The organism is Bradyrhizobium sp. T-1, assembly GCF_053592855.1.
In genome coordinates this window covers 4503573-4522040 of the sequence record NZ_CM132115.1, presented here as the reverse complement: position 1 = coordinate 4522040, position 18468 = coordinate 4503573, and the positions used below count along the sequence as shown (strand labels likewise).

The 18468-nt window shown below is 63.8% G+C and carries 18 protein-coding genes; 10 read left to right on the top strand and 8 right to left on the bottom strand.

The window, feature by feature from the left end; translation table 11 throughout:
* Positions 1-18: 18 nt before the first annotated feature.
* The 4 genes from ACWAT4_RS22000 to parE form a co-directional block, all read right to left on the bottom strand.
* The gene (locus ACWAT4_RS22000) at positions 19-789 is read right to left on the bottom strand and encodes an SDR family NAD(P)-dependent oxidoreductase (protein ID WP_212427737.1); all 771 of its coding nucleotides are present in this window, start codon (positions 787-789) and stop codon (positions 19-21) included.
* Between the two features lie 21 nt (positions 790-810).
* A complete protein-coding gene (locus ACWAT4_RS21995; protein WP_007591540.1) occupies positions 811-996 on the bottom strand; it encodes a hypothetical protein in 186 nt (61 codons plus the stop codon).
* Positions 997-1259: 263 nt separating this feature from the next.
* The gene (locus ACWAT4_RS21990; RefSeq protein ID WP_212299680.1) at positions 1260-2048 is read right to left on the bottom strand and encodes an outer membrane protein; all 789 of its coding nucleotides are present in this window, start codon (positions 2046-2048) and stop codon (positions 1260-1262) included.
* A 422-nt stretch (positions 2049-2470) separates the two neighbouring features.
* Positions 2471-4519, bottom strand: a complete 2049-nt coding sequence (gene parE / locus ACWAT4_RS21985; protein WP_212427736.1) for a DNA topoisomerase IV subunit B — start codon at positions 4517-4519, stop codon at positions 2471-2473.
* A gap of 274 nt (positions 4520-4793) precedes the next feature.
* On the opposite strand from parE, the gene ACWAT4_RS21980 reads away from it, so the two are divergent.
* The 3 genes from ACWAT4_RS21980 to argC all read left to right on the top strand — a co-directional run bounded on the left by ACWAT4_RS21980 (position 4794) and on the right by argC (position 7298).
* On the top strand, positions 4794-5324 hold the full coding sequence (locus ACWAT4_RS21980; protein ID WP_212299682.1) for a DedA family protein: 531 nt from the start codon (positions 4794-4796) through the stop codon (positions 5322-5324).
* Between the two features lie 325 nt (positions 5325-5649).
* Positions 5650-6318, top strand: a complete 669-nt coding sequence (locus tag ACWAT4_RS21975) for an FMN-binding negative transcriptional regulator (protein ID WP_449728053.1) — start codon at positions 5650-5652, stop codon at positions 6316-6318.
* Positions 6315-7298, top strand: a complete 984-nt coding sequence (argC, locus tag ACWAT4_RS21970) for an N-acetyl-gamma-glutamyl-phosphate reductase (protein ID WP_212299684.1) — start codon at positions 6315-6317, stop codon at positions 7296-7298. The genes ACWAT4_RS21975 and argC overlap by 4 nt, the downstream gene beginning before the upstream one ends.
* Positions 7299-7391: 93 nt before the next feature.
* Here argC and ACWAT4_RS21965 read toward each other — a convergent pair whose 3' ends face one another.
* The 3 genes from ACWAT4_RS21965 to ACWAT4_RS21955 form a co-directional block, all read right to left on the bottom strand.
* Positions 7392-7739 (bottom strand): hypothetical protein, encoded by a 348-nt coding sequence (locus ACWAT4_RS21965; protein ID WP_212299685.1) that lies wholly within the window; start codon positions 7737-7739, stop codon positions 7392-7394.
* Positions 7740-7822: 83 nt separating this feature from the next.
* Positions 7823-8221, bottom strand: coding sequence for an MAPEG family protein (locus ACWAT4_RS21960; RefSeq protein WP_212299686.1), 399 nt, complete (start codon positions 8219-8221; stop codon positions 7823-7825).
* A 134-nt stretch (positions 8222-8355) separates the two neighbouring features.
* Positions 8356-10197 (bottom strand): PHA/PHB synthase family protein, encoded by a 1842-nt coding sequence (locus tag ACWAT4_RS21955; protein WP_449728052.1) that lies wholly within the window; start codon positions 10195-10197, stop codon positions 8356-8358.
* Between the two features lie 252 nt (positions 10198-10449).
* On the opposite strand from ACWAT4_RS21955, the gene ACWAT4_RS21950 reads away from it, so the two are divergent.
* The 5 genes from ACWAT4_RS21950 to ACWAT4_RS21930 all read left to right on the top strand — a co-directional run bounded on the left by ACWAT4_RS21950 (position 10450) and on the right by ACWAT4_RS21930 (position 15563).
* Positions 10450-10725 (top strand): hypothetical protein, encoded by a 276-nt coding sequence (locus ACWAT4_RS21950; protein ID WP_212299687.1) that lies wholly within the window; start codon positions 10450-10452, stop codon positions 10723-10725.
* 270 nt (positions 10726-10995) lie between these two features.
* Positions 10996-12216, top strand: coding sequence for an LL-diaminopimelate aminotransferase (locus ACWAT4_RS21945; RefSeq protein WP_212299688.1), 1221 nt, complete (start codon positions 10996-10998; stop codon positions 12214-12216).
* Between the two features lie 29 nt (positions 12217-12245).
* Positions 12246-13562 carry a homoserine dehydrogenase gene (locus tag ACWAT4_RS21940; protein WP_449728051.1) on the top strand — a complete coding sequence of 439 codons (1317 nt, stop codon included), beginning with the start codon at positions 12246-12248 and terminating at the stop codon, positions 13560-13562.
* Positions 13563-13699: 137 nt separating this feature from the next.
* Positions 13700-14701, top strand: coding sequence for a class II fructose-bisphosphatase (gene glpX / locus ACWAT4_RS21935; RefSeq protein ID WP_212299690.1), 1002 nt, complete (start codon positions 13700-13702; stop codon positions 14699-14701).
* 142 nt (positions 14702-14843) lie between these two features.
* Entirely contained in the window at positions 14844-15563 is a 720-nt protein-coding gene (locus ACWAT4_RS21930) for a haloacid dehalogenase type II (protein ID WP_449728050.1), read from the top strand.
* Positions 15564-15573: 10 nt separating this feature from the next.
* On the opposite strand, the gene ACWAT4_RS21925 is transcribed toward ACWAT4_RS21930, so the two are convergent.
* A complete protein-coding gene (locus tag ACWAT4_RS21925) occupies positions 15574-16239 on the bottom strand; it encodes a GntR family transcriptional regulator (RefSeq protein WP_212299692.1) in 666 nt (221 codons plus the stop codon).
* 116 nt (positions 16240-16355) lie between these two features.
* Here ACWAT4_RS21925 and ACWAT4_RS21920 point away from each other — a divergent pair, with 116 nt between their 5' ends.
* Both ACWAT4_RS21920 and ACWAT4_RS21915 read left to right on the top strand, forming a co-directional pair.
* Positions 16356-17150, top strand: coding sequence for an enoyl-CoA hydratase/isomerase family protein (locus ACWAT4_RS21920; RefSeq protein WP_212427734.1), 795 nt, complete (start codon positions 16356-16358; stop codon positions 17148-17150).
* 9 nt (positions 17151-17159) lie between these two features.
* Positions 17160-18419 (top strand): CaiB/BaiF CoA transferase family protein, encoded by a 1260-nt coding sequence (locus tag ACWAT4_RS21915; RefSeq protein ID WP_449728049.1) that lies wholly within the window; start codon positions 17160-17162, stop codon positions 18417-18419.
* The last annotated feature ends 49 nt before the right edge of the window (positions 18420-18468 follow it).

The following is an 18468-nucleotide window of genomic DNA, read 5'->3' as shown; positions in this document are numbered from 1 at the left end:
TGCAGCCGCGGCGACGGCCTACGCCATCACCGAGAACCCGCCGTCGACGGGGATCGCGGTGCCCGTGACGAAGTTCGAAGCGGGCGAGGCGAGGAATACGGCGATGCCGGCGAAGTCGTCGATGTCGCCCCAGCGCCCCGCAGGCGTACGCGCCAGCACGCGCTCGTGCAGGCCCGACACCTGCTTCCGCGCGCCGCGGGTGAGATCGGTGTCGATCCAGCCCGGCAGGATCGCATTGACCTGGATGTTGTCGGGCGCCCAGGCATTGGCGCATGCGCGCGTGTACTGCACGATGCCGCCCTTGCTCGCCGCATAGGCGGTCGCGAAGCTCGCGCCGAAGATCGACATCATCGAGCCGATATTGATCACCTTGCCGTTGCCTGACGCCTTCAGTGCCGGATAGGCGAGCTTCGAGCAGACAAAGGCGCTGGTCAGGTTGGTGTCGATGACCTTGTTCCACTCGTCGAGCTCGAGCTCGTGCGGCGGCTTGCGGATGCTCATGCCGGCATTGTTGATCAGGATGTCGATGCGGCCGAGCTCCTTCACCACGCGGTCGATCATGGCCCCGACCGCCGCCTTGTCGGTGACGTCGGTGGTGACGGCGATCGCCTTCACGCCGCGTGCTCTGAGATCGGCGACGGCTGCGGCCGACTTGGTTTCGTTGCGTCCGATCACGGCGATATCGGCGCCGGCGTCGGCAAGACCGTGCGCCAGCCCGAGGCCAATGCCGCCATTGCCTCCCGTGACGATCGCGACCTTGCCGCGGAGATCGAACCGGTTGGATGTCATGCTCTTACTTTCTGGTTTCTTCTATTGGTTGCTTTGCCAGATCAGCACCAGCCCGAAGCCTGCCATGGCGGCACCATAGCCGGCCCATTGCAACTGGTTGACCATGAAGCTCGATCGCGGCCAGGCGACGGTACCGGTGCCTTGTCCGATCCAGAGCAGCCCGACGGCGAGGGCAAACAGGCCTGCTACAAGCAGAAATCTGCGCATCCATTCCTCCCCATCGGTCTGATTCTGTCGCGACCCACGGCAGAACGATCGCCGCGGATCACGAAAACTTCCCGCCAGACTAGCCGTAGCTTCGGTTCAGATACAATGGCTGCGGATGCAGGGCGGTGGGGGGAGCCAACAACAGAGAGCTGAACAGATCTCGCCCGCTCGCCGCTGGATGCTAAGGCAAGCGTCAAGCTCACCCACGCAACAAAAAAAGCCCCGGCGAGGCCGGGGCTTTGATGTCTCAGATCGAGATCAGCTCAGTACTTGGCGACGACCGGGCCGGTCCAGTTGAAGCGGTAGACCAGCGAGGTGCTGATGGTCTGGACGAACGGCTTGAAGGTGATGTCGCGGCCGTTCGAAACATTCGTGCCGTCGACCAGCTCCGAGATGTTCTTGTTGTTGTAGTAGGCTGCCCGATACTCGGTCTTCATGAACCAGCCGGGAGCGCTGATCCCGAAGATGTTCAGGTTGTTCTCGACGCCGCCACCGACGAACCAGCCACCACGATTAAAGGCGTCGGTATGCGCTCCGCCCGGCAGGGTCGTGATCGTGTTGAAGAGGGTGGTGCCCTTCCAATGAGAGTCGGAGTAGCCGGCGTTCACGTAGGAGAGGACGTTGGGGGCAACCAGATAACCCAAGCGCGCACCCGCGGCCCAGGAGTAGTCATTCTTGATGTTGCCCGCGAAGAACGGACCCTGATCCTGGATGGTGCCCTTCAGGCTGCCGAACTGGCCGTCGGCGAACACGCCAGCCACCCAAGTACCAGCGAACTGCCAGTCGTAGCCGGCACCGACGGTGCCGAACCAACCATCACCGCCCTGCTTCTGATTGAACGGGAGGAGGGGAGCACCGGTACCCGTCACCTGCACGCCGGTATTCGCGTCCCAGACACCACCGCCGCCGCCGCCGAAGATGTAGAAGCCGGTCCAGTTGGCAACCGGAGCAGCCATCGGGGCCTTGACGTAGGGACGGGCCGCAAGATCAGCGGCCGAAGCCGAGCCGGTCATCGCCGCAATCGCGGTCAGTGCGAGTGCAATCTTCTTCATAATAAAATCCCCAACCTTGGTCCGCGCGAGCGTACTGAAGTCCGTGTGATCTGATGTCCCGACTATAGACGGTTCTCGCCGAAATGCTGTTGCAGGGCAGGCACAGTCGCCGGAAAACGCCCGTCAGTCGGGTTTTGAGGGAGCGTCACCGAGATTCCCAAAAACTCCGTGATTTCAATGCACTATGCCGGCTTGAGCGTGACCCGTCCGGGTTGGATTTCGTCAGTAAGTCGCCTGTGTCCGAAACGGAGGCAATCCTGCCTCAGCCCCTCGCTTGCCGCTCGGCCGCTCTGAGTCGTTGGCCGAGTCGCATGTTCGAGAGGTAAAATGATGGGATGAAGTGTCCGTAAGACGCTCAATCGTCCGTTTCAAACGAAAAAGCCCCGGCCTCGGCCGGGGCTCGTCGCCGGGAATCGCGAAGTTTAGACGTCGAGCAGCTCGTCGCTGGCAAATTCCGCCTTGTCCGAGATGAAAGCAAAGCGCGCCTCGGCCTTGGTGCCCATCAGGCGCTCCACCGAATCCGCGGTGGTGTCGCGATCGTCGGCGAGCAGCACCACCTTGAGCAGCGTCCGCTTGCTCGGATCCATGGTGGTTTCCTTGAGCTGCGCCGGCATCATCTCGCCGAGGCCTTTGAAGCGGTTCACCTCGACCTTGGCGTTGGCGTTGAACGCGCTCTTGATCAACTCTTCCTTGTGCTTGTCGTCGCGGGCGTAGACCGACTTTTGCCCGTGGGTCAGCTTGTAGAGCGGAGGCACCGCCAGGAAGAGATGCCCTTCGTCGATCAGCTTCGGCATCTGCCGGTAGAAGAAGGTGATCAGAAGCGAAGCGATGTGGGCGCCGTCGACGTCGGCGTCGGTCATGATGATGATGCGCTGATAGCGCAGGTCCTCTTCGCGATATTGCAGCAGCTGGCCACAGCCGATCGCCTGCACGAGGTCGGAGAGCTGGGCGTTCGCCGTCAGCTTGTCCTTGCCGGCGGAGGCGACGTTGAGGATTTTTCCGCGCAGCGGCAGCACGGCCTGGGTCTTGCGGTCGCGCGCCTGCTTGGCGCTGCCGCCGGCCGAGTCACCCTCGACGATGAAGAGCTCGGAGCCTTCGGTGCCGGCGTCGGTGCAATCGGCGAGCTTGCCGGGCAGGCGGAGCTTCTTGCCGGCCGTCTTGCGGGCCGTCTCCTTTTCCTGGCGGCGGCGCAGCCGTTCCTCGGCGCGGTCGATCACGAAATCGAGCAGCCGGTTGGCCATGTTCGGATTACCCGACAGCCAATGGTCGAACGGATCCTTCATCGCCTGCTCGACGATGCGCTGCGCCTCTGCGGTGGCGAGACGATCCTTGGTCTGGCCCTGGAATTCAGGCTCGCGCACGAACACCGAGAGCATCACCGCTGCGCCCACCATGACGTCTTCCGAGGTGATGGACGCGGCGCGCTTGCCCTGGCCGACGCGCTCGGCGTGATCCTTCAGGCCGCGCAACAGCGCGCTGCGCAGGCCGGATTCGTGCGTGCCGCCGTCGGGCGTCGGCACCGTGTTGGTGTAGGAGGAGAGGAACCCGTCGGCATCCGCGGTCCAGGCCACCGCCCATTCGCAGGCGCCGTGAGCGCCGTTGCGGCCCGATTTGCCGGAGAAGATGTCGGGATGCACCAGCGTGTCGGCGTGGATCGCCGCCGCCAAATAATCCTTGAGGCCGCCCGGGAAGTGGAACGTCGCTTCCGCCGGCACGTCCTCGACGCCCTTGAGCAATTCGGGCGCGCAGTTCCAGCGGATCTCGACGCCGCCGAACAGATAGGCTTTCGAGCGCGTCATCTTGAACAGGCGCTGGGGCTTGAACGCGGCCTTGGCGCCGAAGATGTCGGTGTCGGGCTTGAAGCGCACGCGCGTGCCGCGGCGGTTGTTGACCTTGCCAAGGTCCTCGAGCTTGCCCTTGGGATGGCCGCGCTCGAACGTCATGCGATGCAGCTTCTGGCCGCGCGCGACCTCGACCTCGAGGCACGAGGAGAGGGCGTTCACCACGGAGATGCCGACGCCGTGCAGACCGCCCGAAGTCTCGTAGACTTTGCTGTCGAACTTGCCGCCCGAATGCAGCGTGCACATGATGACTTCGAGCGCCGACTTCTTCGGGAACTTCGGATGTGGATCGATGGGGATGCCGCGGCCGTTGTCGGTGACGGTGAGGAAGCCGTCGGCGGAGAGCTCGACGCCGATGAAAGTCGCATGCCCGGCCAGCGCTTCGTCCATCGAGTTGTCGATGACTTCGGCGAACAGGTGATGCAGCGCCTTCTCGTCGGTGCCGCCGATATACATGCCGGGCCGGCGCCGCACCGGTTCCAGACCTTCGAGCACCTCGATGTCAGCCGCGGTGTAATCGGCTTCGCCTCCGCTTGCGCGCGGCGCAGCCTTCGCGGCACTGGCCCGCCCCTTCGGCTCGTTGCCGTCGAACAAGTCGTCTTTGGCTTTAGTTTTCAACTGCTTGGACATATATCTTGATGCGTTTTGAGGGCCGCGCAAGCGGCGAATCGGTTGAGGTGACTATGCCACGGCCGGCCTGGAAAGGTCACCGCCGGGCCGAACCTGGGGCGTCGTTGTGGGCCAATCCCGGCGAATTTACGCCGCAGGCCCATCCATTCCCGGCAATTTGACGTCGCGGTCCGGTCTGGGCCGGATTTTGTGACTTGATGTCACACAAGTGCTTGGCTTACCAGTCCTTTTCATCGAGCAGCACCTTGAGGCAGGGCGGGAAGGCTAATCTGGAATGGAGCAGTTTGCGCACGCCCTGGCCGACTTCGTGCGGGCTCATCAGGCATGGGCGGCTCCGATCGTATTCCTGCTCGCCTTCGGCGAGTCGCTCGCTTTCATCTCGCTGCTGATCCCGGCCTGGGGCGCGCTGGTGGCGATCGGTGCGCTGATCGGGGCAAGCGGCATCAGCTTCTACCCGGTCTGGATTGCCGGCGGGCTCGGAGCTGCGCTCGGCGACTGGGTCTCGTACTGGTTCGGCTATCGCTACAAGGAGCGGGTCGCCCAGATGTGGCCGCTCTCGCGCTACCCGGAACTGTTGCCCAAGGGCGAGGCCTTCGTGCGGAGCTGGGGCGTGCCCAGCATCTTCATCGGCCGCTTCTTCGGCCCCTTGCGCGCCTCGGTGCCGCTGGCGGCCGGCATCTTCGAGATGCCTTACTGGAGTTTCCAGGCAGCCAATTTCGTCTCGGCCCTGATCTGGTCGGCAGCGCTGCTGCTGTTCGGCGACGTGATCGCGAAGGTCACGGAATGGATTTGGCGGGTGATTTAATTTCCGTCATTCCGGGTTCGCTCGCAAAGCGAGCGAACCCGGAATCTCGAAATTGTGGCGCGAGATTCCGGGTTCGATGCTCGGCATCGCCCCGGAATGACGTGGTCACCTTGACGGGAACTGCAGTTGGCCTTATAGCCGCGCGCCATGATCAACGCTGCGACCATCCTGTTCGCCCGTCGCCGCCGCCGCTCTTTAGCGGTTTGGGCGGTCGATCGCGTTTGAGATCATCGTCTTTGCCGCTGGATCCGATCCGCGGCATTCTCTCTCCTGTCAGCGCGATCTGATCCGGCGGCCCCCTTAGGAGGCCCAGCAGGAGACCACGATGTACACGCCACCCTTTTTCAAGCCGGACCGCACCGCGTGCCTGAAATTCGCCGAGGAGCGCGGCTTCGGCACGATGTGCGCCTTCGACGGCCACAAGCCGATCGCCTCGCCGTTGCCGTTCTACCTGACCTATGCCGATGACGGCACGCCGCAGGCCGCCTTTCATGTCGCCCGTCACAATCCGCTGGTAAAGCTTGCGGGCGGGACGACGTCCTGGCTGCTCGCGGTCAACGGACCCGATGCCTATGTATCGCCCGACTGGTACGTCTCGCCGGATCAGGTGCCGACCTGGCTCTACCAGTCGGTCCATCTGACCGGACCGGTGAAGTTGTTGTCGGACGACGAGCTTGCGGTGCAGATCGAGACGCTCAGCGACAAGTTCGAGAGCTGGCTGCTGCCGAAGAAGCCGTGGACGTCGGCGAAGATGACCGCGGGCCGGCTCGAGGCGCTCAAGAAGGGGATCGTGGGTCTGGTCATGACGGTTGAAGAGGTCGAAGGCAGCTTCAAGCTCAACCAGCACAAGTCCGACGCCGACTATACGGCGATTGCCAATGCGCTCGGCGCGCAAGCAGACGCCGACGCCAGACAGATCGCACAACTGATGCAGGACGTGAGGCCCGACGCCTTCGCGGCCGAAACCAACAAGCTCGAAGGGAGCGTATCATGAGCCTCACGGAAACCACGAAAGCCCCGACCTCCGGCGCGCCGAAGAAGCCCGCCACCGTCTTCGTCGACGGCGGCTCCGGGACCACCGGGCTCGGCATCAACGAGCGGCTGAAGCTCCAGAGCGACGTCGTGGTGAAAACCATCGCCGACGACAAGCGCAAGGATCCCGCGGCCAAGAAGGCGTTGATGGAGGAGGTGGATCTCGTCATCCTCTGCCTGCCCGACGAGGCCGCGAAGGAAACCGTCGCGCTGATCGACAGCATGGGCGCTTCAGGGCCGAAGGTGCTGGACGCCTCGACCGCCTACCGGGTTGCACCGGACTGGGCCTACGGCTTTCCGGAACTGGCGCCTGACCAGGCCGCCAAAATCAAGGCCGCGAAAAAGGTCTCCAATCCCGGCTGCTATCCGACCGGCGGCATCGCGTTGCTGCGGCCGATCGTCGACGCCGGCCTGCTGCCGCCCGACTATCCCATCAGCGTCAATGCGGTGAGCGGCTATTCCGGCGGCGGCAAGTCGATGATCGCGAGCTTTGAAGACGGCAGCGCGCCGTCCTTCGAGCTCTATGGCCTCGGCTTCGAGCACAAGCATCTGCCGGAGCTGCAGCTCTATTCGAACCTGACGCGGCGGCCGATCTTCATTCCCTCGGTCGGCAATTACCGGCAGGGCATGCTGGTCTCGGTGCCGCTCCAGCTCGACACGCTGCCGGGCAAGCCAAGCGGTGCGGATCTGCAGGCTGCAATGGCCAAGCGCTACGCCGGCTCGAAATATGTCTCGGTCATGCCGCTTCAGAACGAGGCGACCAAGGGCGGCCGGCTGGAGCCGGAAGCGCTCAACGAGACCAACATGCTCGAGCTCTATGTCTTCGCCAGCGACAAATATCACCAGGCCGTCCTGGTCGCCCGGCTCGACAACCTCGGCAAGGGGGCCTCAGGTGCCGCCGTGCAGAACATGCGGCTGATGCTGGGCCTGCCGGAACAGTAGAGCGCGTTGACGTTCTGGATGCTGCGCATCGCTAGCGCTGGCGATGCGAAGCATCGCCCATGGCTGTGCGCTGCAAAGTCGGAGTCTTGACGCCTATTGCAAGACGATGTCGGCCGGAAACGGCCGAGCGGGGCGACCCGAGCAGACGTTGTTGCGGGCCGTCACCGCTTCTCGGCGATATGTCGCGAAATCGCCGAGCAAGCGGTCGGAAATGCCGCAGACGTCCTGATGCTCGCTGGCGTAGTCGACCACCGCGCTCCATGCCCGCGAAGCCCGGATATAGCCGTCGCAGCCAGGCATCAATGAGCGTGCGCGAGGCTTTGCAGCTTCCACAGCCTCGTTGCGTAGCCGCGTCAGTTCAGGGCATTGCGCCTGGGCGACGGCACCGTGGCATAATCCGGCGAACGAAATCATTGCGACGACTGGCAAAAGCATCCGCATCGGGATTTCCTCGCTTCGGTTGCTAGCCGTGCGAGATTATCTTTGCCCTGCAGCAGCGTCCAGCGAACCCCGGCGCTGCGCGCTCAAAACACCTTGAAGATCGCCAGTGCCAGCACGGCCTGCGCGAGGAAACCGACACTGAAGGCGAGGGTGCGGAATACGGGGATGCCGAGCGCATAGACGATCAGATGCGCGACGCGCGACCAGAAATAGACCACGCAGGCGAGCACCGTCCATTTCGAGGAATAGTCGATCGCGTTCAGGATCAGCACCAGCGGCGCGAACAGCACGAGGTTCTCGACCGCGTTGTCATGCGCGAACATCAGGCGGTTCGCCCATTCGGCTTGCGGCTTGTCGCCGCGCGAGGGGTTAGCCATGGCGCCGCTGAGCCCGCGAACCTGGCAGCGGTTGATGGTGTAGGGAATCCAGAGGATCCCGGTCAGGATCACCGTGCAGGTCAGCCAGAACAATTCACGCGTCATAACCCGGTCCCCTCTGTCGTCGCTGTCTTGGGAGTTAGCTTATACAAGCGCCCACGATTGCACCATGCGCACGGAAGCTTTGGTTTGCGCATGATCGTTTCGGAAAACCGCTTCGCACTTTTCCGGATCATGCGCTACGCGCGAACCCTGACATAGCTGCCGGGTGCGTCCTCGATCGGGGGCAGCGCCTCGGTGCCGACGCTGCGCGCCGGCACTTCTTCCGGATCGAGGCTGCCCAGCCATTCGCGCCAGTCCGGCCACCACGAGCCCTTGTGCTCCACTGCGCCCTTCATCCACTGGGCGACGTTGACGTCCTTGATATTGTCGTTGGTCCAGTACTGGTACTTGTTCGAGGCAGGCGGATTGACGACGCCGGCGATATGGCCGGAGCCGGACAGCACGTATTTCACGGGGCCGCCGAAGAATTGCGAGCCGTACAGCACCGATTCCGCCGGCGCGATGTGGTCCTCGCGGGTCGCGAGGTTGTAGACGGGCACCTTGACCTTGGAGAGATCGAGCAGGGTGTTGTCGAGCACCATGGTGCCCGTCGACAGCCGGTTCTCCAGGTAGCAGTTGCGCAAATAGTAGGAATGGTTCGCCTGCGTCATCCGCGTCGCGTCGGAATTCCAGTGCAGCAGGTCGAACGCGCTCGGCTGCTGCCCCTTGAGATAATTGCTGACCACGTAGGACCAGATCAGATCGTTGGAGCGCAGCATGTTGAAGGCCATCGCCATCTTGGAGCCTTCGAGCACGCCGGACGCCTTCATGTCCTGCTCGAGCGCCGCGATCTGGTCTTCGTCGACGAACACGAGCAGATCGCCGGCATGGGTGAAGTCGACCTGGGCGGCAAAGAACGTCGCCGAGCTCACCCGCTGGCGCCGCTTCTCGGCGAGCCAGGCCAGCGTGGTCGCGAGCATGGTGCCGCCGACGCAATAGCCTGCGGTGTGCACCTTCATCTCGCCGGTGACCTTTTCGATCACGTCCATCGCCGTGAGCGGGCCCTCCTTCATGTAGTCTTCCCAGCTCTTGGCGCCCAACCGCCTGTCGGGATTGACCCATGAGATCACGAACACCGTGATGCCCTGGTCGACGCACCACTTGATGTAGGATTTCTCCGGCTTGAGATCGAGAATGTAGAACTTGTTGATCCAGGGCGGCACGATCAGCAACGGCGTGCGCAGTACCTTCTCCGTGGTCGGAGAATACTGGATCAGCTGCATCATCTCGTTCTGGTAGATCACCTTGCCCGGCGTCGTCGCCATGTTGACGCCGACGACGAGGTTGTCCGGATTGGACTGGCGGATCTTCAGCATGCCCTTGCCGGCGGCGATGTCCTCGGCCAGCATCGTCAGGCCGCGCGCGAGGTTCTCGCCGCTGCTTGCAACCGTCTCGCGCAGCACCTCCGGATTGGTCAGCACGAAGTTCGATGGCGAGATCGCGTTGGTGATCTGCTGGACGTAGAACTCGGCCTTGCGGCGGGTCTGCGGATCAAGCTCGGCGTCGTGCACCAGCTCCTGCGCCCATTTGGTCGTGAGCAAATAGAGCTGCATCATGAAGTCGAAGAACTGGTTCGACTTCCATTCCGGATCGGCAAAGCGCTTGTCGCGCGGCGAGGGCGCGATTGCGGGCTGGGCGTCCTGCCCGGCCATGCGCCGCGCCGCCGAGCCCCAGAGGTCGAGATAGTCCTTGGCGAGCTTGGTCTGGAGGTCTGACGACCGCGACTGGTCGGACAGCCAGTATTCGGCGACCGAGGTGAAGGTCTTGACGACCTCGGCCAGCTCGGCCGGCGGGCGGTCCTGCACCTCGCCGGTCTCGCGCGGCTTCAGATACGCGGCGAGCGCCTTGCCGCCGCTCTCCATCGCCCGCGCGACATTCATCGCGAAGGCCTCCGCATCGAATTTCGTTTCAGACTTTGTCTCGGGCTTGGTCCCGGACTTGATCTCGGATTTGGGCGTGTCGGTCGTGGCGATGCTCATGGGGCCGACAGTAACGATTCAATCCGTATTCGTCACCGCGAAGCTCGCTGGTTTCGCATTAAACACGCGCGAAGATGTGCTGCACTGCGACAAGGCTTCTTGCTTTTGTCACAATCAAAGTGCACTTCTCCGGACGTGGGCCTTGGATGATTTCTCGCTCGTACCATTTGTGGGCAGCAATGGTTTGAGCTTGGGCAGGTTGTCGGGTTAAGCTCCGGCGGCCTCGCATGGGACGAGTAGGGGAATTCCCAGGTGTTTGCGTTGTGGGACCTGCAAAAGTCGCGGCTTGCATGCTGCGCGCTGCTGACGGCGGCGTTCGCGCTTGGCGGCTGTTCGAGCCAGATCGCGGATATGTCGGCTGCCGATACGCCGGCTCATCCCAGGGAGCCCGGTGCTTATCTGCCGGTGCACGACCTGCCGCCGGATCGTGATCAGGCGATCATCCCACCCGACCAGCGCGCCAAGATCGAGGCCGAGCTTGCCGCCGCTCGCGACCGCCAGGCCGTCGCCGCCAAGGACGCCAAGTAAGAACGCGGAGTAGGACCACCCAGTCGGGCTGCCGATGCAAGGATGGGGCGCTCAGCGGGCGATGCAAGGTAATCGCTGGCGCCCCCGTCACTCCGTGCTAAAAGACGTTCATTCAGCCGAGAGTCAGGGCGAGGAACTTCAGCTCCTCTCGCCGAAAATTGCTCCAAGTATTTGTTTTTGAGCGATTTTCGCGAAAGAGTTGATGCCCTTCGGAGAGGCGGCATGGCCTCTTGATTCTTCCCTGACCGGTTGCCCGGAGCCCAGAGAGCCATGGACGATTTTTACCGCATCCGCCGCCTTCCGCCTTACGTGTTCGAGCAGGTCAACCGGGCCAAGGCGGCCGCGCGGAATGCCGGCGCCGACATCATCGATCTCGGCATGGGCAATCCGGATCTGCCGGCCCCGCCGCATGTGCTGGAGAAGCTGAAGGAGACGCTGGGCAAGCCGCGCACCGACCGCTACTCGGCATCGCGCGGCATCCCCGGCCTGCGCCGGGCCCAGGCTGCCTATTACGCCCGCCGCTTCGGCGTGAAGCTCAATCCCGACACCCAGGTGGTGGCGACGCTCGGCTCGAAGGAGGGTTTTGCCAACGTGGCCCAGGCGATCACCGCGCCGGGCGACGTCATCCTCTGCCCGAACCCGAGTTACCCGATTCACGCCTTCGGCTTTTTGATGGCGGGCGGCGTGATCCGTTCGGTGCCCTCGGAGCCGACGCCGCAATTCTTCGAGGCGGTGGAGCGGGCGATCGTGCATTCGATCCCGAAGCCGCTCGCGCTTGTGGTCTGCTATCCCTCGAACCCGACCGCCTATGTCGCGAGTCTCGATTTCTACAAGGATCTCGTCGCGTTCGCGAAGAAGCACGAGATTCTGATTCTGTCCGACCTGGCTTATGCCGAGGTCTATTTCGACGAGAACAACCCGCCGCCCTCGGTGCTCCAGGTGCCCGGCGCGATGGACGTCACCGTCGAGTTCACCTCGATGTCGAAGACCTATTCGATGGCCGGCTGGCGCATGGGCTTTGCGGTCGGCAATGAGCGCGTGATCGCAGCGCTCGCCCGCGTCAAATCCTATCTCGACTACGGTGCCTTCACGCCGGTGCAGGTCGCTGCGACCGCGGCGCTGAACGGTCCCGACGACTGCATCAAGGAGATGCGCGACACTTATCGCAAGCGCCGCGACGCGCTGGTGGAATCGTTCGGCCGGGCGGGGTGGGAGATTCCGCCGCCGGAAGCCTCGATGTTCGCCTGGGTGCCGCTGCCGGAAGCCTTCCGCAGCGTCGGCAGCATGCAGTTTGCGACCCTGATGGTGGAGAAGTCCGGTGTCGCGGTCTCGCCCGGCGTCGGCTTCGGCGAGCATGGTGAAGGATATGTCCGCATCGCCATGGTGGAAAACGAGCAACGGATCAGGCAAGCCGCGCGCGGCGTGCGCCGCTTCCTTGAAAGCGGCATCGAAACGTTGCACAACGTCGTTCCACTCGCCAACCGGCGTTAAGTTCTCTTCTGCAGGTTTTCTAAAGCATCATGGTTGCACCCCTGAAAGTGGGCATAGCGGGGCTCGGCACCGTGGGCGCCGAAGTTGTCCGTTTGATTGAAACGCAGGCCCGCGTGCTCGCGGGCCGCAGCGGCCGCGGCATCCGCGTCGTCGCTGTCACCGCACGCTCCAAGGCCAAGAAGCGCAGCATCGACCTGCGCGGCGTCGAATGGGCGAAGGATCCGATGGCGCTTGCCACGCATCCCGGCATCGATTGCTTCGTCGAACTGATGGGCGGCGCCGGCGATCCTGCGCTCTCCGCGGTCGAAGCGGCGCTCAACGCCGGCAAGTCGGTTGTCACCGCCAACAAGGCGTTGCTCGCCAAGCACGGCATCAAGCTCGCCAAGGCCGCCGAAAATCATGGCGGTGCGCTGAATTTCGAGGCAGCCGTTGGCGCCGCGATCCCCGTCATCAAAACGCTACGCGAAGGTCTTGCGGGAACCGGCATCAATCGCGTCTACGGCATTCTCAACGGCACCTGCAATTACATCCTGACGCGGATGGAGCAGGAGGGGCTGTCGTTTGCCGAGTGTCTCAAGGATGCGCAGCGGCTCGGCTATGCCGAGGCCAATCCGTCCTTCGACGTCGATGGTCACGACACCGCACAAAAGCTCGCCATTCTCGCCAGCCTCGCTTTCGGCACGAAAGTTGCTCAAAGCGCGGTGTATGTCGAAGGTATCTCCTCCATCGCGCCGGAAGACTTACGCGCCGCCGCTGATCTCGGCTATCGCGTCAAGCTGCTCGGCGTTGCCGTTCGCACCGCCAAGGGCATCGAGCAGCGCGTGCATCCGACCATGGTTCCCAAATCCTCCTCGATCGCGCAGGTGATGGGTGTCACCAATGCGGTCACGGTCGATGGCGAGGGCATTCCGCCGATCACGCTGGTCGGCCCCGGCGCTGGCGGCGCCGCAACCGCGTCCGCCGTCGTTGCCGATATCGCCGACGTCGCGCGCGGCATCCGCGCCAATCCATTCGGCCGGCCGATCGCGCAGCTGCGCGACACCAAGAAGGCGCCGATGGAGCGGCACGAGGGCGGCTACTACATCCGCCTGCTGGCGCGTGATTTCCCGGGCACCGCGGCTGCAATCGCGACCCGGCTCGCAGAGCAGAAGATTTCGATCGAGTCCATCGTGCAGCGCCATCCCAATGGCGGCGTCGCACCGGCAAATGGCAAGGCCGTGCCCGTGCCCGTCATCCTGATCACCTATGCCACGCATGAGGACGCCGTGCGCCGCGCGCTCGCGGCCGTGCAGAAGGACAAGGTCATCAGCGGACGGCCGCAGGTCATACGGATTGAGAAGAACTAGAGCATGATCCGGAAAAGTGTGACGCGGTTTTCCGGACAGGTCATGCTCAAACCATAAAACGGTTCGAACGAACTGTGGGTGTTACGAGTTGATGCGGACGGAGATGTCCGTCCCAAACGTTTCGAAGGAGTTAGCCGATGTCGACCCATATTTCAGTGCCGCCGCAGGCGTTGCTCGAGCGCATTCTCACGTTGGAGATCGTGCGCGTGACGGAGCGGGCGGCAGTGTCGTCGGCGCGGCTGCGCGGGCACGGGCAGGAAAAGGCGGCTGACCAGGCCGCCGTCGACGCCATGCGCCGAGAGCTCAACAAGCTGCCGATCCAGGGCACCATCGTGATCGGCGAGGGTGAGCGCGACGAAGCGCCGATGCTCTACATCGGCGAGAAGGTCGGCGTGAATGCCGGTCCGGAAGTCGATATCGCGGTCGATCCGCTCGAGGGCACCACACTGTGCGCCAAGAACATGCCGGGCTCGATCGCCACGATGGCGATGGCCGACGGCGGCACGCTGCTGCACGCGCCCGACGTCTACATGCAGAAGCTCGCGATCGGCCCCGGCTACGACAAGGGCGTCGTCGAGCTCGACGCTTCGCCCGCTGACAACGTTCGCCGTCTCGCCAAGGCCAAGGGCGTCAAGCCCGAGGGCATCACCGTTCTCGTGCTTGACCGTCCGCGTCATGCCAGCATCATCGAGAGCGTGCGTTCGACGGGTGCGGCGGTGCGCCTCATCACCGACGGCGACGTCGCCGGCGTGATCCACTGCGCCGACCCCGACAACACCGGCGTCGACATGTATCTCGGCACCGGCGGCGCGCCGGAAGGCGTGCTCGCGGCGGTGGCGCTGCGCTGCATCGGCGGTCAGATGCAGTGCCGCCTGATCCTCGATTCCGACGAGAAGCGCGAGCGCGCGGCCAAGATGGGCGTCAACGATCCCAAGATGATCTACGGCATCGAGGACATGGCGCGCGGCGACTGCCTGTTCGCGGCCACCGGCGTCACCACGGGCTCGCTGCTCTCGGGCGTCAAATTCCGCAAGGACGGCGTGATCGAGACCGAGACGGTGGTGATGCGCTCCGTCACCGGCACCGTGCGCTACATCAAGGCCGAGCACCGCGAGCTCGCGAAGTTCCACCTGGACTGATGGTCTCCGTCATTCCGGGGCGATGGGACCGCGCAAAGCGCGGCCCGGAGAACCCGGAATCTCGCGCCGACAACCTCTGGATTCCGGGTTCGCGCTGATGCGCGCCCCGGAATGACCAACAACACCAAAGAGGAAGCGCCCAATGTCCGATCTCTCCGCGGTCAAAGCCCTCGTCTTCGACGTGTTCGGCACCGTCGTCGACTGGCGCACCAGCCTGATCACCGACTTCATGTGGTGGAGCAAGCAGCGCGGCATCAGCGCCGACTGGGCGGCTCTGGTCGACGGTTGGCGCGGCATGTATGTCGCGTCCATGGACGACGTGCGCAAGCATCCCGAGCGCGGCTACGTCATGCTCGATGATCTGCATCGCCGCTCGCTGGAGAAGCTCGTCGAGAAGTTCGAGATCAAGGGGCTCACGGACGCCGATCTCGATCACCTCACCAAGGGCTGGCATCGTCTCAATCCCTGGCCCGACAGTGTCGCCGGCCTGACGCGGCTGAAGACGAAGTTCGTGATCTCGCCGCTGTCAAACGGCAACGTCGCGCTGCTCACCAACATGGCGAAGCACGCGGGGCTCCCGTGGGACCTCGTGATGTCGGCCGAACTTTTCGCGCACTACAAGCCGGATCCCGAAACCTATCTCGGCGCAGCTAAGCTGCTTGGCCTCAAGCCCGAGCAGGTAATGATGGTCGCCGCCCACAATGGCGATCTCGCCGCCGCGCAGAAGTACGGCCTGAAGACCGCGTTCGTGGCGCGGCCGACCGAGTATGGTCCGTTGCAGAAGGTCGACTTCGAGGCCACCGGCACTTGGGACATCGTCGCCAAGGATTTTGGCGGGATCGCCGACCGGCTGGGCTGCTAGCAGGGGCTTATCACGCGATCTTCAGCGTGAGCTCGCTTGCTTCCGTTTCGGCAAAACCCGCCTGCAAAACCTCTTCGCGCTTGTGGCGCAGATGCGCGCGCAAGATGTGGGAGAGGCCGGCGCCGTCGCGGCGCTGGAGTGCGTTCAGGATGGCCTCGTGCTCGCTGACGGCGAATGCCCAGCGCTGCGGCGTCATCGGCGTGACGTAGCGCGCTCGGCGGATGCGTGCGGTCACCGATGCATAGAGCCCTGAGAGCACGGGATTGCCGGCCGCGTTGACGATCCCCTCGTGAATGGCGCGGTTGCCGCGATAATATTGCAGCAGGTCGCCTTCGCGATAATGCTGCACCATCGCCGCGTGGGCCGCGGCAATCTCCGCGATCTCGTGATCGGTGATGCGTTCGCAGGCGAGCTCGCCCGCCAGCGCTTCGAGACCCTGGCACACTTCGAAGAGGTCGCGCATGTCCTTGTCGGTCAGTTTGGCCGCGCGCGAGCCGCGATGGGGCAGGAGCTGCACGAGACCCTCGGCCGCGAGCACCTTGAGCGCTTCACGCAGCGGCGTGCGCGAGATGTCGAGCCGCTCGCACAGCTCGCGCTCGGGAATCCGTGCGCCCGGCGGGATCTCGCCGTCGAGCAGAATGTCGCGGATGCGGCCGACGACTTCCTCATGCAGCATGGGCTATCTCAGGTTTTGAATGCAAAAATGATCCAATAGACGAGAGTTAGGTAATTATATCTTGAAATTCCAGAATTTTGCATTCAAAAATGCAAAAAACAGCAGGGATCGAGGAAATGGACCAGGCCGTAAAGGCGGACGACCTCGTTTTTGAATGCAAGGACGGGATCGGGCGGATCACCTTCAACCGCCCGCAGGCGCGCAACGCCTTCACTTTCGCGATGTACGAGCGGCTCGCCGCCATTTGCGACCAGGCCAACGACGACCGCGCCATCAAGGTGCTGGTGCTGCGCGGGGCCGGCGACAAGGCCTTTGCCTCCGGCACCGACATCAACCAGTTCCGCGAATTCAAAACGCCGCAGGACTCCATCGACTACGAGAACCGGATCGACCGGGTGCTGACCACGCTCGAGCAGTGCCGTGTGCCGACGATCGCCGCCATCAACGGCTTCTGCACCGGCGGCGGGGCGGGCATCGCTGCGGCCTGCGACCTGCGGATCGGCACCCGGAGCGCGAAGATCGGCTTTCCCATCGCCCGCACGCTCGGCAATTGCCTGTCGATGTCCAATGTCAGTCGCCTGACGGCATTGATCGGAGCTGCGCGCGTCAAGGATCTGATCTTCACCGCGCGGCTCGTCGATGCCGCGGAGGCCGCCAGCGTGGGGCTACTCGGCGAGGTCGTCGACGATCTCACAGCGCTCGACAAACGCACTGATGAGGTTGCACGCCTCGTGGCCAGCCACGCGCCACTGACGCTGAATGCGACCAAGCAGGCGGTGGCCCGGCTGCAGCGGCGGCTGACGCGGGACGAGGGCGAAGACCTCATCCTGATGTGCTACACGAGCCAGGATTTTCGCGAAGGGCTCGATGCTTTCCTCAACAAGCGCGCCCCGCAGTGGCGCGGTCAATAGGACGCTCCGATGCAAAGCGATCGATCGCAATCCACTTCACGCCGCTCGGGGCCGCTCGCGGGTCTCAGGGTCATCGATCTTACCCATGTCATGGCGGGGCCGACCTGCACCTTGATGCTCGCCGACATGGGCGCGGACGTCATCAAGATCGAGAAATGGCCGAACGGCGACGACACCCGTCATTCGGTGCCGCCCAAGATCGGCGACGAGGCGGCCTCATTCCTGATGATGAACCGCAACAAGCGCGGCATCGTGCTGGATCTCAAGACCAACGGCGGCAAGGAGGTCTTGCGGCGGCTGATCGCCGACGCCGACGTGCTGGTCGAGAATTTCGCACCGGGCGCGATGGAGCGCCTCGGTTTTGGCTATGACGAGCTGCACGAAAAATTCCCGGCGCTGATCTATTGCTCGCTGTCGGGCTTCGGCCGCACCGGTCCGTACAAGCACCGCAGGGGTTTTGACCTCGTCGCGCAGGCCATGAGCGGCATCATGAGCTTTACCGGCGAGCGGCCCGATGGCCCGCCGGTGAAATGCGGACCCCCGCTGTCCGACATCACCGCGGGCCTGCTCGCGAGCATGGGTATCCTTGCGGCCTATGCGCACCGTCTCAAGACCGGTGAGGGGCAATGGGTCGAGACCTCGCTTTACGAGGCAGCGCTGGTGCAGACCTATTGGCAGTCGACCATTGCGCTCGCCGCCGGCACCGCACCGCGCGCGATGGGCTCGGCGCATCCGCTCAACGCGCCGTATCAGGCCTTCGAAGCTTCGGACGGCTGGCTCGTGGTCGGCGGCGCCAACAAGAAGCACTGGCTGCTGATGCTGGAGGCGCTCGGCGCGAGCGAGCTCGCGGCCGATCCGCGCTTCGTCAGCGGTGCCGACCGCATGGCGAATTTGAAGGAGCTCGAAGCGGTCCTGAGCGAACACTTCCGCACCCAGACGCGCGCGCACTGGCTCGCCGCATTGGATGAGAAGGGCGTGCCCTGCGGTCCCGTGCACGACATGCTGGAGGCGCTCGGCGATCCACAGACGCTGGCGCGCGAAATGGTCGTCGAGGTCGAGCATTCCACGCTGGGCCCCGTCAAGACGATCGGGCTGCCGGTCAAATTCTCGGAGACGCCGGGCAAGGTCGTCTCGGGTGCACCCGTCTATGGTGAGCATACGCGCGAGGTGCTGGCCGAGCACGGCTTCGACCAGAAGCAAATCGAAGCGCTCGAGCAAGAAGGCGCGATCGTTTCGGCATCGAGGGAGCGCGAAGAACGCGTCGCCTGAGCCGAAACGACTGATCAAGCAAAACAGAAAAAGTCAGTTGGAGGAAATC

What these genes read in the sequence shown, in the direction of transcription:
- ACWAT4_RS22000 (WP_212427737.1), bottom strand. Translation starts at nt 789, where the DNA reads ATGACATCCAACCGGTTCGATCTCCGCGGCAAGGTCGCGATCGTCACG.
- ACWAT4_RS21995 (WP_007591540.1), bottom strand. Translation starts at nt 996, where the DNA reads ATGCGCAGATTTCTGCTTGTAGCAGGCCTGTTTGCCCTCGCCGTCGGG.
- ACWAT4_RS21990 (WP_212299680.1), bottom strand. Translation starts at nt 2,048, where the DNA reads ATGAAGAAGATTGCACTCGCACTGACCGCGATTGCGGCGATGACCGGC.
- parE (WP_212427736.1), bottom strand. Translation starts at nt 4,519, where the DNA reads ATGTCCAAGCAGTTGAAAACTAAAGCCAAAGACGACTTGTTCGACGGC.
- ACWAT4_RS21980 (WP_212299682.1), top strand. Translation starts at nt 4,794, where the DNA reads ATGGAGCAGTTTGCGCACGCCCTGGCCGACTTCGTGCGGGCTCATCAG.
- ACWAT4_RS21975 (WP_449728053.1), top strand. Translation starts at nt 5,650, where the DNA reads ATGTACACGCCACCCTTTTTCAAGCCGGACCGCACCGCGTGCCTGAAA.
- argC (WP_212299684.1), top strand. Translation starts at nt 6,315, where the DNA reads ATGAGCCTCACGGAAACCACGAAAGCCCCGACCTCCGGCGCGCCGAAG.
- ACWAT4_RS21965 (WP_212299685.1), bottom strand. Translation starts at nt 7,739, where the DNA reads ATGCGGATGCTTTTGCCAGTCGTCGCAATGATTTCGTTCGCCGGATTA.
- ACWAT4_RS21960 (WP_212299686.1), bottom strand. Translation starts at nt 8,221, where the DNA reads ATGACGCGTGAATTGTTCTGGCTGACCTGCACGGTGATCCTGACCGGG.
- ACWAT4_RS21955 (WP_449728052.1), bottom strand. Translation starts at nt 10,197, where the DNA reads ATGAGCATCGCCACGACCGACACGCCCAAATCCGAGATCAAGTCCGGG.
- ACWAT4_RS21945 (WP_212299688.1), top strand. Translation starts at nt 10,996, where the DNA reads ATGGACGATTTTTACCGCATCCGCCGCCTTCCGCCTTACGTGTTCGAG.
- ACWAT4_RS21940 (WP_449728051.1), top strand. Translation starts at nt 12,246, where the DNA reads ATGGTTGCACCCCTGAAAGTGGGCATAGCGGGGCTCGGCACCGTGGGC.
- glpX (WP_212299690.1), top strand. Translation starts at nt 13,700, where the DNA reads ATGTCGACCCATATTTCAGTGCCGCCGCAGGCGTTGCTCGAGCGCATT.
- ACWAT4_RS21930 (WP_449728050.1), top strand. Translation starts at nt 14,844, where the DNA reads ATGTCCGATCTCTCCGCGGTCAAAGCCCTCGTCTTCGACGTGTTCGGC.
- ACWAT4_RS21925 (WP_212299692.1), bottom strand. Translation starts at nt 16,239, where the DNA reads ATGCTGCATGAGGAAGTCGTCGGCCGCATCCGCGACATTCTGCTCGAC.
- ACWAT4_RS21920 (WP_212427734.1), top strand. Translation starts at nt 16,356, where the DNA reads ATGGACCAGGCCGTAAAGGCGGACGACCTCGTTTTTGAATGCAAGGAC.
- ACWAT4_RS21915 (WP_449728049.1), top strand. Translation starts at nt 17,160, where the DNA reads ATGCAAAGCGATCGATCGCAATCCACTTCACGCCGCTCGGGGCCGCTC.